This window comes from Allobosea psychrotolerans (genome assembly GCF_002917105.1).
Lineage (GTDB): Bacteria > Pseudomonadota > Alphaproteobacteria > Rhizobiales > Beijerinckiaceae > Allobosea > Allobosea psychrotolerans.
This window is the reverse complement of the sequence record NZ_PQFZ01000006.1, coordinates 276,551-291,553: the sequence shown is the minus strand read 5'-3', so window position 1 is coordinate 291,553 and position 15,003 is coordinate 276,551. Positions and strand designations below refer to the sequence as shown.

The window sequence follows — 15,003 nt, the reverse complement described above, 5'->3', positions numbered from 1 at the left end:
AAACGATTTGAAATCATTCCAGTATGGAGCACCATTCATCAAAAGCGATCGTCGGGTGAACCGCGTCGAATGGAGGAATGATGGCCGCATACCCCGCCTGGGACCAGGATAGCGCGCGCTCGATCATTGCGGGCCTTGCGCATCTCGAAGGCGCGACGCTGCCGATCCTGCACGCGCTGCAGGATGAGTTCGGCCATGTCGACCCGCAGGCGGTGCCCTTGATCGCCGAGGCTCTGAACCTGTCGCGCGCCGAAATCCATGGGACGATCTCGTTCTATCACGACTTCCGGACCACTCCGCCGCCCCGGCGCGTGATCAAGCTCTGCCGCGCCGAGGCCTGCCAGGCTCTGGGCTGCGAAGCGCTGGTCGCGGAGCTGGCGCGCGAGCACGGCATCGCGGTCGATGATCATCAGGCCAAGGCGGATGTCGCGGTCGAGACGGTCTATTGCCTTGGCAATTGCGCGCTGGGACCCGCCGCGCTGGTCGATGGCGAACTGATCGGCCGTGTCGATGCGGACCGACTTGCCGCGCTCTGCGGCTCCCAGGCGGGAGTGCGCGCATGAGCCAGTCTCCTGTCAAAATCCTCGCCCCGGTCAAGATCTTCGTGCCGATCGATGCCGCCGCCCTGTCGGTCGGGGCCGAGGGCGTCGCGCAGGCGATCCTTCGCGAGGCGCAGGCGCGCGGCGTCGCGATCGAGCTCGTCCGCAACGGCTCGCGCGGCATGCTCTGGCTGGAGCCCCTGGTCGAGGTCGCGACCGGGGAGGGACGTATCGCCTATGGCCCGGTGGCGGCCAGGGATGTCGCGGGGCTGTTCGAGGCGGGGTTCCTCTCCGGCGGCGCCCATGCGCTGCGATTGGGCGTCACCGAAGAACTCGACTGGATGAAGCGCCAGCAGCGCCTGACTTTTGCGCGTATCGGCGTCATCGACCCGCTCTCGCTTGCCGATTATCGCACCCATGGCGGCCTTGCCGGGCTCAAAGCTGCGCTGGCGATGACCGGAGGGGCGATCGTCGAGACGGTGAAGGCCTCAGGCCTGCGCGGGCGCGGCGGCGCGGGCTTCCCGACCGGCATCAAATGGAGGACGGTGCACGACGCACAAGCGGAGCAGAAATACATCGTCTGCAATGCCGATGAGGGCGACAGCGGCACCTTCGCCGACCGGATGCTGATGGAGGGCGACCCCTTCCTGCTGATCGAGGGCATGGCGATCGCCGCCGTCGCGGTCGGTGCGACCAAGGGCTTCATCTATCTGCGCTCGGAATATCCGCATGCGCATCGCAGCCTGCGGCGCGCCATCCTGAAGGCGGAGAATGCCGGCATCCTGGGCGATTCCGTGCTGGGTTCGGGCCATGCCTTCCATGTCGAAGTGCGATTGGGGGCCGGCGCCTATATCTGCGGCGAGGAGACCTCGCTGCTCGAAAGCCTGGAGGGCAAGCGCGCGCTGGTGCGGGCCAAGCCGCCGCTGCCGGCCCTGCAAGGGCTCTTCGGCAAGCCGACCGTCGTCAACAATGTGCTCTCCTTCGCGGCCGTGCCCTGGATTCTCCAGCATGGCGCAAAGGCTTATGCCGATTACGGCATGGGCCGCTCGCGCGGCACGCTGCCGGTGCAGCTCGGCGGCAATGTCCGGCGCGGCGGGTTGATCGAGCTCGCCTTCGGCATCTCGCTGCGCGAGATCATCGAGGATATGGGCGGCGGCACATTGTCGGGCCGGCCGATCCGCGCCGTGCAGGTCGGCGGGCCGCTCGGCGCCTACCTCACGGCTGCCCAGCTCGACGTCGCCATGGATTACGAGGCGCTGGCTGCGATCAAGGCGATGCTCGGCCATGGCGGCATCGTCGTCTTCGACGACACGGTCGACATGGCCAGGCAAGCCCGCTTCGCCTTCGCATTCTGCGCCAAGGAATCCTGCGGCAAGTGCACGCCCTGTCGCATCGGCGCGGTGCGCGGCGTCGAGGTGATGGACCGCATCATCGCCGGCACCGAACGCCCGAAGAACATCGCGGTCCTGCGCGATCTCAACCGCCTGATGACCGAGGCCTCGCTCTGCGCCATGGGCGGCTTGACCCCGATGCCGGTGATGAGCGCGCTGAACCATTTTTCCGAGGATTTCGACCGGCCGGTCGCTGCCCTGGCCGCCGAATGAGGAGCCTGTCATGAGCCTGATCAAGGAGATCGATTTCGGCACGCCGATCCGCGTTTCCGAAAAGCAGGTCACGCTGACGATCGACGGGCAGAGCGTTACGGTCCCGGCCGGCACCTCGGTGATGGCGGCTGCGATGAGCGTCGGCACCAAGATCCCGAAGCTCTGCGCCACCGACATGCTCGAACCCTTCGGCTCCTGCCGGCTCTGCCTGGTCGAGATCGAGGGCCGGCGCGGCACGCCCTCCTCCTGCACCACCCCGGCCGAGGAGGGCATGGTCGTCCGCACGCAGACCGAGCAGCTCTCGACGCTGCGCAAGGGCGTGATGGAGCTCTACATCTCCGACCATCCGCTGGATTGCCTGACCTGCTCGGCCAATGGCGATTGCGAATTGCAGGACATGGCGGGCGCGGTCGGCCTGCGCGAGGTGCGCTATGGCTATGAGGGCGAGAACCACGTCTTCGCCAAAACCGCGGACGGCCTCGCCAATGAGAACTGGTTGGCCAAGGATACCTCCAACCCCTATTTCACCTATGACCCGACGAAATGCATCGTCTGCAATCGCTGCGTACGCGCCTGCGAGGAGGTGCAAGGCACCTTCGCATTGACGATCACGGGCCGCGGCTTCGATTCGCGCGTCGCGCCGGGGCCGACCGACTTCCTGGGCTCCGAATGCGTCTCCTGCGGCGCCTGCGTGCAGGCCTGCCCGACGGCGACGCTGATGGAGAACAGCGTCATCCAGATGGGCCAGCCCGAGCATTCCAAGGTCACGACCTGCGCCTATTGCGGGGTCGGCTGCTCGTTCAAGGCCGAGATGCAGGGCGACAAGGTCGTCCGCATGGTGCCCTACAAGGACGGCAAGGCCAATGAGGGCCATTCCTGCGTCAAGGGCCGCTTCGCCTGGGGCTATGCGACCCATAAGGACCGCATCACCAAGCCGATGACCCGGGAGAAGATCACCGATCCCTGGCGCGAGGTGTCATGGGAGGAGGCGATCAACCACGCGGCGTCCGAGTTCAAGCGCATCCAGTCGCGCTATGGCCGGGAATCGCTTGGCGCCATCACCTCGTCGCGCTGCACCAATGAGGAGGTCTTCCTCATGCAGAAGCTGGTGCGCGCCGGCTTCCGCAACAACAATGTCGATACCTGCGCCCGTGTCTGCCATTCGCCGACCGGCTACGGCCTGAAGACGACGCTGGGCACCTCGGCGGGCACGCAGGATTTCAAATCGGTCGCCAAGGCCGACGTCATCCTGGTGATCGGCGCCAATCCGACGGACGGCCATCCCGTCTTCGCCTCGCGCATGAAGAAGCGCCTGCGCCAGGGCGCCAAGCTCATCGTCGCCGATCCGCGCCGGATCGACATGGTGAAGTCGCCCCATATCAAGGCGGAACACCATCTTCAGCTCCTGCCCGGCACCAATGTGGCGCTGATCAACGCCATTGCCCATGTCGTCGTCACCGAAGGGCTGGTCGCCGAGGATTATGTCCGCGAGCGCTGCGACCTCGCCGATTTCGAGATCTGGGCCCGCTTCATCGCGCAGGCGCATAATTCGCCCGAGGCGAGCGAGGAGTTCACCGGCGTGCCGGCCGCCGATGTCCGCGCCGCAGCGCGGCTCTACGCTACCGCCGATAATGGTGCGATCTTCTATGGGCTCGGCGTCACCGAGCACAGCCAGGGCTCGACCATGGTTATGGGCATGGCCAATCTCGCCATGGCGACCGGCAATATTGGGCGCGACGGCGTCGGCATCAATCCGCTGCGCGGCCAGAACAATGTCCAGGGCGCCTGCGACATGGGCTCGTTTCCGCATGAGTTCACCGGCTACCGCCATGTCTCGGACGATGCGACGCGCCAGATCTTCGAGATGATGTGGGGCGTGCCGCTCGATGTGGAGCCGGGCCTGCGCATCCCCAACATGCTGGACGAGGCGGTCGGCGGCAGCTTCAAGGCGCTCTATGTCCAGGGCGAAGACATCGCCCAGTCCGACCCCAACACGCAGCATGTCACCGCCGGCCTGTCTGCGATGGAATGCGTCGTGGTGCAGGATCTCTTCCTGAACGAGACGGCGAAATACGCCCATGTCTTCCTGCCGGGCTCCTCCTTCCTGGAGAAGGACGGCACCTTCACCAATGCCGAGCGCCGCATCAACCGCGTCCGGCAAGTGATGGCGCCGCTCTCGGGCAAGGCCGAATGGCAGGTCACGATCGATTTCGCCCGGGCGCTCGGCTACGAGATGGCCTATGCCCATCCCAGCGAGATCATGGACGAGATCGCGCGGCTGACGCCGAGCTTCGCCGGGGTGAGCTATGACAAGCTCGACAAGCTCGGCTCGGTGCAATGGCCCTGCAATGACAAGGCCCCGACCGGCACGCCCGTGATGCATGTCGACCGCTTCGTGCGCGGCAAGGGCAAGTTCATGATCACCGAATACGTGCCCACCGAGGAGCGCACCGGGGCGCGCTTCCCGCTGATCCTGACAACGGGGCGCATCCTCTCGCAATACAATGTCGGCGCGCAGACGCGGCGCACTGCCAATTCGGCCTGGCATGACGAGGACGTGCTGGAGATCCACCCCTTCGACGCCGAGAATCGCGGCATCAAATCCGGCGATCTCGTCGCGCTCGCCAGCCGCTCCGGCGACATCTCGCTGCGCGCAGAGGTCTCGGAGCGGATGCAGCCGGGCGTGGTCTACACGACCTTCCACCATGCCGAGACCGGCGCCAACGTCATCACCACGGATTTCTCGGATTGGGCGACCAACTGCCCGGAATACAAGGTGACGGCGGTCGAGGTCAGGCGGACGAATTATTATTCGCAATGGCAGGAGCGCAACCGCGAGGAAGACATCTCGCTGCGCCGGATCACGGGGCGTTTGCCCGATGCCGCGGAGTAGCCCGCCCGCCCAGCCGCCGGCGTCCTGTGCCGTGCCGGCCGAGCCGGTCCGCTTCGATGGCGGCCGGGGCCTGGCAGTCAGCGCCGAGGTCGCCGTCGAGGCGCCGGTCAGCATCGTCTATGGCAACCTGCCCTACGCTGTGATGATGGCGACGCCGTCCGATCTCGAGGATTTCGTCGCCGGCTTCAGCCTGACCGAGGGCATCGTCACCGGTATCGACGAGATCAGGGGCATCGCGGTCCAGCCACAGCCGGACGGCATCGTCGCCACGGTCGATCTCGCGCCCGGACGTTTCCGCGAGCACCTGGCGCGGCGGCGCAATCTCTCGGGCCGGACTTCATGCGGGCTCTGCGGCGTCGAGACGCTGAGCGAACTGCCGATGGCGCGGGCGGGAGCGCGGGATGGCCAACCGATCGCGCGTAGCGCCATCCATGCGGCCCTGGCGAGCCTGGAGCGGCACCAGCCCTTGAACCGGCTCACCCATGCCGTCCATGCCGCCGTCTGGTGTGATGCCACGGGTGCGGTCCTGGCGGCGCGCGAGGATGTCGGCCGGCACAACGCGCTCGACAAATTGATCGGCGCGCGTCTGCGCGCCGGCCATGACGCCAGCAGTGGTTTCGTGCTCGTCACCAGCCGCGCCTCCTTCGAGATGGTCGAGAAGGCTGCGATCTTCGGGGCCGGCACGCTGGTCTCGATCTCGGCGCCGACTTCGCTCGCGATCGAGCGGGCGAAGCGGCTCGGCTTGAATCTCGTCTGCGTCGCCCGTGACGATGGCTGCATCGTCTTCGCCGGGGCGCTGGCACCGGAACTGGAGACGCAGGCACGATGAGTGAGGCTGTGCTGCCGACGAACGAGGTACAGGCCGCCCACAAGGCCGAGCAGCGCGAGAAGCTGGCGCGCATGGCCGGGCAGATCGCCGATTTCTTCAAATCCTATCCCGACGCGCAGGCGGTGCCCGCCATCGCCGATCACATCAACCAGTTCTGGAGCCGGCGCATGCGCGAGGATTTCCTCGCCGCCTTCAACGGCGATTCCCAGGAGCTCCACCCCCTTGTGCGGCGCGCCCTGGCGCTGATCAGGCCGGCGCGGGGTGGATAGCGGAGCAGAGCGCGCCTGAAAAAGGCGTGCACAAGGCGATTTCAACGAGCCGGGAGCAACCCGGCCCGATTAGAGCATTGCGCGAAAAAGTGGGCACCGGTTTCTCGCGCGAGCAATGCTCTAAATCTTTGGAATCGATCACGTTTTTTGCATTCGGACGAAGCCGTCCGAATGCGACGTGGTCGAGAGAATCTTGGGGAAAGGGAACTGACATGAGCATCGCACAGGATATCGGGCAGGTTTCGCCTGCCCCGGGTCTGCTGGACCGGGAGAGGATCATCGCGAAGGCCGGCTTCAACCGCTGGCTGGTGCCGCCGGCGGCGCTTTGCATCCATCTCTGCATCGGCATGGCCTATGGCTTCAGCGTGTTCTGGCTGCCGCTCAGCCAGGCCATCGGCGTCACCAAGCCGGTCACTTGTGCGGCCGATGTCGGGCTGATCGGCTCGCTCTTCACCACCGCCTGCGACTGGAAGGTCGCCGATCTCGGCTGGATGTACACGCTGTTCTTCGTGCTGCTCGGTTCCTCGGCTGCGCTCTGGGGCGGCTGGCTCGAGCGCGTCGGCCCGCGCCGGGCGGGCTTCGTCTCGGCTCTGTGCTGGTGCGGTGGCCTCCTGATCTCGGCGCTCGGCGTCTACACCCACCAGCTCTGGCTGATGTGGCTGGGCTCGGGCGTCATCGGCGGCATCGGGTTGGGCCTGGGCTACATCTCGCCGGTCTCGACCCTGGTGAAATGGTTTCCCGACCGTCGCGGCATGGCGACCGGCATGGCGATCATGGGCTTCGGCGGCGGCGCGATGATCGGCTCGCCCCTCGCCGACATCCTGATGAACGCGTTCAAGACCCCGAGCTCGGTCGGCGTCTGGCAGACCTTCGTGGTGATGGCGGCGATCTATTTCGTCTTCATGATGGCGGGCGCCTTCGGTTACCGCATCCCGCCTTCGGGCTGGCGCCCGGACGGCTGGACCCCGCCGGCGACCCAGAACGCGATGATCACCTCGGGTCATGTCCATCTCAACGACGCGCATAAGACGCCGCAGTTCTGGCTGATCTGGGCCGTGCTCTGCCTCAACGTCTCGGCCGGCATCGGCGTGCTCGGCATGGCTTCGCCGATGCTGCAGGAGATCTTCGCCGGCTCGCTGATCGGCAAGCCCGAGATCGGGTTCGCCGCGCTCGACGCCGAGCAGAAGAAGCAGATCGCCACGATCGCCGCGGCCTTCGTCGGCCTGCTCTCGCTGTTCAATATCGCCGGGCGCTTCTTCTGGGCCTCACTCTCGGACAAGCTCGGCCGCAAACTGACCTATGCGACCTTCTTCGGCCTCGGCATCGTGCTCTACGGGCTCTCGCCCTGGGCCGCCCATGCCGGGTCGCTGGCTCTGTTCATCGCCTTCTTCTGCATCATCCTGTCGATGTATGGCGGGGGCTTCGCCACCGTGCCGGCCTATCTCGCCGACATGTTCGGCACCCAGTTCGTCGGCGCGATCCATGGCCGTCTGCTGACGGCGTGGTCGACGGCGGGCATCATCGGGCCGGTCGTGGTCAATTATATCCGCGAGGCGCAGATCAGCGCCGGCGTGCCGCGCGCTCAGGTCTATGACCGGACGATGTATATCCTCGCCGGCATGCTGGTGGCGGGCTTCCTCGCCAATCTGCTTGTCCGGCCGGTGGTGCAGAAATGGTTCATGAGGGATGCGGACGTCGCAGCCCTCCAGGCCAGGACCGCCAGCGCCGCGGCGAGCGGCCCGCATGGCTCCTTCGGCATCGGCAAGGGCGGCTTCGACGGCACGGCGCTGCTCGCCTGGGCTGTGGTCGGCATTCCGCTGGCCTGGGGCGTCTGGATCACCCTCTCCAAATCGCTGGCGCTGTTCCGCTGAGGCAGTCGGAGCAATGAGGATAGCAAGGCCCGCATCATCCAATGCGGGCCTTTTTCTTGGATGGTTTTCCCGGGCGCTTTCCCGGGGCTTGGACGGAGTTGCGGTTTCGCGGGTTGACAGAAGAGGTATGTTATAATGTAACAGAAATACTCCGCAATCACCCGAGCCCGTCATGCTTCCAGCCCCGCTTCTGACCGACCGCCGCCTGCCGGTGACCGTGCTCTCCGGCTTCCTCGGGGCCGGCAAGACCACCTTGCTCAACCACATCCTGAGCAATCGCGAGGGCAAGCGCGTCGCGGTCATCGTCAACGACATGAGCGAGGTCAATATCGACGCCGATCTCGTGCGCGAGGGCGGGGCGGACCTGTCCAAAACAGACGAAAAGCTGGTCGAGATGAGCAATGGCTGCATCTGCTGCACCTTGCGCGACGATCTCCTGAGCGAGGTGCGCCGGCTTGCGGCCGAGAACCGCTTCGACTACCTGCTGATCGAAGGCACCGGCATCGCGGAGCCATTGCCGATCGCCGCGACCTTCGCCTTCCGTGACGAGGAGGACCGCTCGCTCGACGATGTCGCGCGGCTCGACACGATGGTGACCGTGGTCGACGCGATCAACCTGCTCGCCGATTACGATAGCCGCGACTTCCTCGGCGATCGCGGCGAGACCGCCGGGGAGGGCGATGCGCGCACGCTGGTCGATCTCCTGGTCGAACAGATCGAATTCGCCGATGTCGTGGTGATCAACAAGGCCGGCGAGGTCTCGGCCGGGGAGCGCGACAAGGTGCGCCGCGTCGTGCGCGGGCTCAATGCCGATGCCCGGATCGTCGAGGCGGATTTCGGCCGGGTGGCGCTCGACCAGGTGCTGAACACGCGGCTCTTCAACGAGGAGAAGGCGGAAACGCATCCGCTCTGGCACAAGGAGCTGTTCGGCTTCCGCGACCATGTGCCGGAAACCGAGGAATACGGCATCCGCTCCTTCGTCTACCGGGCGCGGCGGCCGTTCCATCCGCGCCAGCTGCACGCGCTGATGAACCGCCGTTTTCCCGGCGTGATCCGCGCCAAGGGGCATTTCTGGCTGGCGACGCGGCCGCATTGGGTCGGCGAATACTCGCTCGCCGGACGGATCACGCGGACCGAAGGGCTGGGCAGCTGGTGGGCGGCGGTGCCGAAGGAACGCTGGCCGCGTTCGGAGGAGTTCGCCTCATTGATGCGCCGACACTGGTCGGAAATCTGGGGCGACCGCCGGCAGGAGCTGGTCTTCATCGGCGGACCGGAGATGGACGAGGCCGCGATCCGTGCCGCGCTCGACGCCTGCCTGACCGGAAGTTCCACGACAGGCCTCTCGAAAGCCCTGCTCGCGCTCGATGACCCGTTCCCCGCCTGGGACCGGCAGGCGGCCTGAGCTTTTCGGATTGGAGATTGCTCTAGTGGCGAGCTCCGGATCGCGTCTTGTGCGACGCAAGGCGGTGTGCTTCCTTGGCCGGGTCGGTTCTCGAGAGAGATCAAAAGGGAATCCGGTGAGCGCGCGCAAGTACGCGATTCCGGAGCTGCCCCCGCAACTGTCAGCGGCGAGCGACGTTCGATCATGCCACTGGGCTTGCCCCGGGAAGGCCGAACGAAGCTTGGACCCGCGAGCCAGGAGACCTGCCGACGTCGTGAAGCCATGCAACCGGGCGGGGTGCCCCGGAAGGAGCTCTGATGACGGTCGCTCACTTGCGCGTTCTGGTCGCGCAACCGGGTTCGAACGGCGCCGAAGCACCGGCCGCCTCCCATCCAAGGGAAGCCGGTGACGGATGTCGAATGCTGCCCCCCTAGGCATCGAGGCGGTCGCTTCCGGAGGCGTGAATTTCGGCCTGAAGGACGAAATCCGCGCCTATTGGACGAGACTTGCCGCGATCGTCGCTCTCTCCCGAGATCACAGGATCCGCTCCGACGCGGAGCTGGAAGCCTGGGCGCGAATGATCGCGCCGGGCCGCGGCGAGACCGCGCGCGCTGCGTGCGGCTCAAGGCCGATCCTTCATCCCCTGCGCCCGCGAGCCGGGCTGATCCTTTGATCCATCGGAGATTGCCGCCATGAATCTGACGACGATATCGCGCCGCGCCCTGATCGGGCTGGCCTCGGCCCTGCCGGCCATAGCCCTGCTCGGCTCGGCCGTGCCATCACTGGCCCAGCAGGGCGAGCCTGTGCTGCGCGTGGTCGCGCCCTGGGAGTACACCTCGAACGACCCGGCCGACACCGGCTATATCCTGACCCGCCTCGGGGTCGCGGAGACGCTGGTGCAGGTCGAGCCGGAAGGCCAGCTCGTTGGCGGCATCGCCGAAAGCTGGTCGATTTCCGAGGACAAGCTGAGCTGGCGCTTCAAGCTGCGCGCGGGGCTGAGCTTCCATGACGGCAGCCCCGTGACGGCGGAAGCCGTGGCGGCCAGCCTGAAGCAGTCCTTCATCGGCGAGAGCCTTTCGGCCGTGCCGCTCGACAGCGTGTCCGTCGATGGCGCCGATGTCGTGATCCGCACCAGGACGCCCTTCAGCGTACTGCCGGCTTTCCTGTGCGACTACGCCTCGATCGTGCTCGCGCCCTCCGCTTACGGCACTGAGGGCAAGGTCACGAAGATCGTGGCGACCGGGCCCTACAAGCTCAGCTCGGTCGACGGCAGGACGACGCTGGAGCTCGACCGCTTCGAAGGCTATGCGCGGACCAGGCCCGCCATCGCCAGGCTGCGCTATATGGCGGTGGTCAATGGCGATACCCGCGCCAATATCGCGATCGCCGGCGACGCCGACCTCGTCTATACGCTCAGCCCCACCGCGACGGCCCGGATCAACGCTGCCGGCCAGATGAAGGTCGAGAGCCTGACCATTCCGCGGGTCCGCGCGCTGTTCTTCGACAGCGGGTTGCCGCAATTCTCCGATCTTCGCGTCCGCCGCGCCATCGCCATGACCGTCGATCGCGACGGCATCGCCAGGGCGATCCTGCGCCATCCGGATTCGAGCGCCTCACAGCTCCTGCCGCCGATCATGACGGGCTGGCATCGCCAGGGTCTGCCGGCCATCGCCCATGATCCCGCGGCGGCGCGCAAGCTGCTCGACGAGGCCGGGTGGATCGCGGCCGGCGACGGCATCCGCGTCAAGGACGGCGTCCGCCTCTCAGCCAAGCTCCTGACGCTGGTCAACCGACCGGAGCTGCCGGTCATGGCGTCAGCCATCCAGGCGCAATTGCGTGGGATCGGCATGGAGGTCGTGATCGAGGTCGGTCCCGGCAACAGCGTCCCCGCCGCGATCAAGGACGGCACCATGCAGTTCACGCTGGTCTCGCGCACCTACGTCAATGTGCCCGAACCGATCGCGACGATCATCCCCGACTTCACGCGCGAGCGCTCGGTCTGGGGGACGGTGCGCTGGGACGGTCGGGATCGGGTCAAGGCCCTGACGGACGCCTATCTCGCGAGCTTCGACGAGGCGAGCAAGGACGCGTTGCGGGGGCAGATCATCGCCTTGCTGCACGACCAGATGCCCGTCGTCCCCGTCTCCTGGAGCGAACACAGCGTCGCGGTGTCCGGGCGGATCAGGAACGTCGCGATCGACCCCTATGAGATGCGCTACCTCGTCGAACGGATGGCCTGGAAGTGAGGCCGGCGCTCATGCTGCTCGGGACGCGCGCCGCGCAGGCCGCGCTGACGGCCTGGCTCTTGGCGACGCTGTGCTTCGCCTTCATCCATGCCTTGCCCGGCGACATGGCGCTGCGCATCGCGGCGGCCCGTGTCGGCGACGAGCGGGTGACGATCGAGACGACCGAACGCATTCGCCGCGAGGAAGGGCTCGACCGGCCCTTGGCCGTGCAATACGCCGCCTGGCTCGGCCGCATCGCGACCGGCGATCTCGGCCAATCGCTGGTCTCGCGCCAGCCGGTGCGGCAGGAGATCGCCTATCACGGCCGCTTCACGCTCGGCCTGGGCGCGCTCGGCTGGCTGGTCTCCTATCTCATCGCCCTGCCGCTCGGCATTGCCTGCGGTTTTGCGCCGGGAGGCTGGCTCGATCGCGTGACGACAGGCATCGCCGTGGCGCTCGCCTCGCTGCCGAGCTTCCTCGTCGGCATCGGCCTGATCTCGGTCTTTGCGCTCAGCCTGCGCTGGCTGCCGCCCGCGGGCTACCGGACAGGCGCCCATATGGTCCTGCCGGCCTTGACGCTGGCGCTGGGCCTGGCGGCCTTCTCGGTCAGGATCATCCGCAATGCGGTGGTCGAGGTGCGTGGCGCCTTCTACATGACCTTCGCGCGGATCAGGGGGCGCTCGGCCGCATCGGCCTTCCGCCATCACGGCCTGCGGAATGCGGCGATCCCGGTCGCGACGTTCGCCGCCCTGCAATTCGCCTACATGGTCGACGGCTTCGTCGTGGTCGAGATGCTGTTCAACTATCCGGGGCTGGGTGAATTGCTGGTCAAGGCGCTGCTCGCCCGCGACCTGCCGGTGGTGATGGGCGCGGGGCTGGTGATCGGGCTGGTCTATGCCGGCGTCAACCTCCTGGCCGATCTTGCCTGCCTCGCTCTGGATCCGCGCCAGGCCGCGAGGTTTCCGGCATGAGCGGGCAGGCGGTTTCCGACCTCATCAAACCTCGTCCCGACGAGCCGTTCCGAATGCTCCTCGGGATGAGGGCTGAGGGCGGATATCGGCCAAAGGCCGGTCTCGCCTTGCCGCTGGTCCTGCTGGCCGTCGTGGCTGGGCTCGCGCTGTTTGGGCCCTTGCTGTCGCCGCATGATCCCACAGTGCAGGACCTGCTGCATGTGCTCGAAGGACCCTCGCTCGCGCATCCGCTCGGAACGGACCATGTCGGGCGCGACGTGTTCGCGCGGCTGGCGCATGGGGCGGGTCGCTCGCTGGGGATCGCGCTCGCCTGCGTCGGCGCCGCCACGGGGCTTGGCCTCGGGCTCGGCCTGATCGCCGCCTATGCCGGGCGCTGGAGCGAGATGGCGATCATGCGTCTCGCCGATCTGATGCTGGCTTTTCCCGGCATCCTGCTGGCGCTGGTGATCTCCGGCTTTCTCGGCGGCGGCGTGCTGCCCATGCTGATCGGCATCAAATTGACGCTGTGGCCGCAATTCGCCCGGATGGCGCGCGCCATCGCGCTGGGCGAGCTCAAGGAGCCGCATGTCGAGGCGGCACGGCTGGCGGGCTTCCCAGTGCGCACCCTGCTCGTCCGACACGTCCTGCCCGCCGTGCTGCGCCAGACCACGACGCTGGCGACGCTGGGGCTGGGGGCCGCGATCATGTCGATCTCGGCGCTCGGCTTCCTGGGCCTGGGCTTGCAGCCGCCGACGCCGGAATGGGGCGCGATGATCGGCGAACTCCTGCCTTACCTCGCCGAGGCGCCGGTGCAGATGGCGGCGCCTTGCCTGGCGATCTTCATCTCCGTGCTCGGCGCGACCCTGCTCGGGCAGGCCTTGTCGGAACCCGATTCGGGCCAGGAGACTGAACGATGAGCCCGCCCGCCCTCGTCATCCGCGGTCTCGCCATTCGCGACGGCCATGGCGCGCTGGTCGTTGCCGGCGTCGATCTCGCGGTCGAGGCCGGCGGGACGCTGGTCCTGATCGGTGAGACCGGCAGCGGCAAGAGCCTGATCGCCCAGGCGGTGATGGGCCTCTTGCCGCAAGGCTTCGCTGCGAGTGGGACGATCGCGATCAACGGCCATGCGCCGGTCGATGCCGGGCAGGCCGGGCTCCTGCGGCTGTTCTGGTCGCGCGAGACCATGCTGCTGCCGCAGGAGCCGCGCGCCGCGCTCGACCCGACGATGCGCATCGGCCGCCAGCTCTTCGAGCGGGCTGGGCCGACCGATGCCGCCGCAGTGCTGCAGGCCGTCGGGCTCGCGCCGGAGATCGCACAGGCCTATCCGCTGACGCTGTCGGGCGGCATGGCGCAGCGCGTGCTCGTCGCCTCCGTCCTGGTGGGGCGCGCGCCGCTGCTGATCGCCGACGAGCCGACCAAGGGGCTCGATCCCGAAAGGCTCGACCAGACGCGCGATCTCCTGCTGTCGCTCGGGCAGGCCGGGCGCGCGCTCCTGGTGATCACGCATGACATCGCGCTGGCGCGCGCGCTCGGCGGGCGGCTCGCAGTCCTGTGCGAAGGCCGTATCGTCGAGCAGGGCGAGAGCGCGGCCGTCTTCGCGACGCCGCGCCAGGCCTATACCCGCGCCTGGATCGAGGCCGATCCCTCGCGCTGGCGGCCGAGCCTGCGCTGCTGCGCGGTCGATGCTCCGGTGCTTGCCGGTCATGGCCTGCGTTTCGGTTTCCGGGGCCGGGCGGCGCTGTTCGAGGGGCTCGACATCCATGTCCCGCGCGGTGGCGTGCTCGCGCTCACCGGCCCCAGCGGCTGCGGCAAGACCACGCTCGGCAATATCCTGCTCGGCTTGCAGGCGCCCGATGCCGGCGAGGTGAGCTGGGCCGGCTGCGACCCCTATCGCGATCGCACGGCGCTGAAGCGCCTGCGTCGCCGCTACCAGAAGCTGCATCAGGACCCCGCCAGCGTCTTCCTGCCCGGCCGCAGCCTCGGCCTGCAGCTCGCCGACCTCAAGGAGGTCTCGCCCGAGCTCGATCTCGTCCGCGATCTGCCGCCCCTGCTCGAGCGGCTGCGGCTTGATCCGCGATTGCTGCGGCGCCGGCCGGGAGAAGTCTCGGGCGGCGAGGCGCAAAGACTGGCGCTGGCGCGCATCCTGCTGATGAAGCCGGAGCTGATCGTGGCGGACGAGCCGACCTCGCGGCTCGATCCGCTGGTCCAGCGCGAGACGATCGCGCTCTTGCGGGAGGTCGTTGCGGGCGAGGAGGTCGGACTCGTGCTGATCGGGCATGACCGGGCCCTGCTGGCGGCGACGGCCGACGAGGTGATCACGATCGGGCGTTGAATTCGGCGGCGCGCCTCTTGTATTGTGCGCTGCAACATACGATCTGATGCACAAGTTAGGGAAGACACGCCTCCTGGTCGGTAGCGCAGCGATTTCGCGCTGTTACAGGA

General features: G+C 67.4%; 11 protein-coding genes and 1 riboswitch. All 11 genes read left to right on the top strand.

The window, feature by feature from the left end; all coding sequences use genetic code 11:
• Positions 1-80: 80 nt before the first annotated feature.
• Positions 81-563, top strand: a complete 483-nt coding sequence (locus tag CYD53_RS13320) for an NAD(P)H-dependent oxidoreductase subunit E (RefSeq protein ID WP_245928217.1) — start codon at positions 81-83, stop codon at positions 561-563.
• A complete protein-coding gene (locus CYD53_RS13315) occupies positions 560-2,143 on the top strand; it encodes a formate dehydrogenase beta subunit (RefSeq protein ID WP_103718563.1) in 1,584 nt (527 codons plus the stop codon). Before CYD53_RS13320 ends, CYD53_RS13315 begins: the two co-directional genes overlap by 4 nt.
• Positions 2,144-2,153: 10 nt before the next feature.
• Complete coding sequence (gene fdhF, locus CYD53_RS13310) at positions 2,154-5,036, top strand: formate dehydrogenase subunit alpha (RefSeq protein WP_103718562.1); 2,883 nt, start codon at positions 2,154-2,156, stop codon at positions 5,034-5,036.
• Positions 5,023-5,865, top strand: coding sequence for a formate dehydrogenase accessory sulfurtransferase FdhD (fdhD, locus tag CYD53_RS13305; protein WP_103718561.1), 843 nt, complete (start codon positions 5,023-5,025; stop codon positions 5,863-5,865). Before fdhF ends, fdhD begins: the two co-directional genes overlap by 14 nt.
• On the top strand, positions 5,862-6,134 hold the full coding sequence (locus CYD53_RS13300; RefSeq protein WP_103718560.1) for a formate dehydrogenase subunit delta: 273 nt from the start codon (positions 5,862-5,864) through the stop codon (positions 6,132-6,134). The genes fdhD and CYD53_RS13300 overlap by 4 nt, the downstream gene beginning before the upstream one ends.
• Positions 6,135-6,346: 212 nt before the next feature.
• On the top strand, positions 6,347-8,005 hold the full coding sequence (locus CYD53_RS13295; protein ID WP_103718559.1) for an OFA family MFS transporter: 1,659 nt from the start codon (positions 6,347-6,349) through the stop codon (positions 8,003-8,005).
• 172 nt (positions 8,006-8,177) lie between these two features.
• Positions 8,178-9,407 carry a GTP-binding protein gene (locus CYD53_RS13290; protein ID WP_103718558.1) on the top strand — a complete coding sequence of 410 codons (1,230 nt, stop codon included), beginning with the start codon at positions 8,178-8,180 and terminating at the stop codon, positions 9,405-9,407.
• A 67-nt stretch (positions 9,408-9,474) separates the two neighbouring features.
• Positions 9,475-9,671, top strand: a riboswitch (cobalamin riboswitch).
• A 407-nt stretch (positions 9,672-10,078) separates the two neighbouring features.
• Positions 10,079-11,632: an ABC transporter substrate-binding protein gene (locus CYD53_RS13280; RefSeq protein ID WP_103718556.1), complete on the top strand. Its 1,554-nt coding sequence runs from the start codon at positions 10,079-10,081 to the stop codon at positions 11,630-11,632.
• 11 nt (positions 11,633-11,643) lie between these two features.
• Complete coding sequence (locus tag CYD53_RS13275; protein WP_103718623.1) at positions 11,644-12,582, top strand: ABC transporter permease; 939 nt, start codon at positions 11,644-11,646, stop codon at positions 12,580-12,582.
• A gap of 53 nt (positions 12,583-12,635) precedes the next feature.
• Entirely contained in the window at positions 12,636-13,478 is an 843-nt protein-coding gene (locus CYD53_RS13270; protein ID WP_181011849.1) for an ABC transporter permease, read from the top strand.
• A complete protein-coding gene (locus CYD53_RS13265) occupies positions 13,475-14,893 on the top strand; it encodes an ABC transporter ATP-binding protein (RefSeq protein ID WP_103718554.1) in 1,419 nt (472 codons plus the stop codon). Before CYD53_RS13270 ends, CYD53_RS13265 begins: the two co-directional genes overlap by 4 nt.
• Positions 14,894-15,003 lie beyond the last annotated feature (110 nt).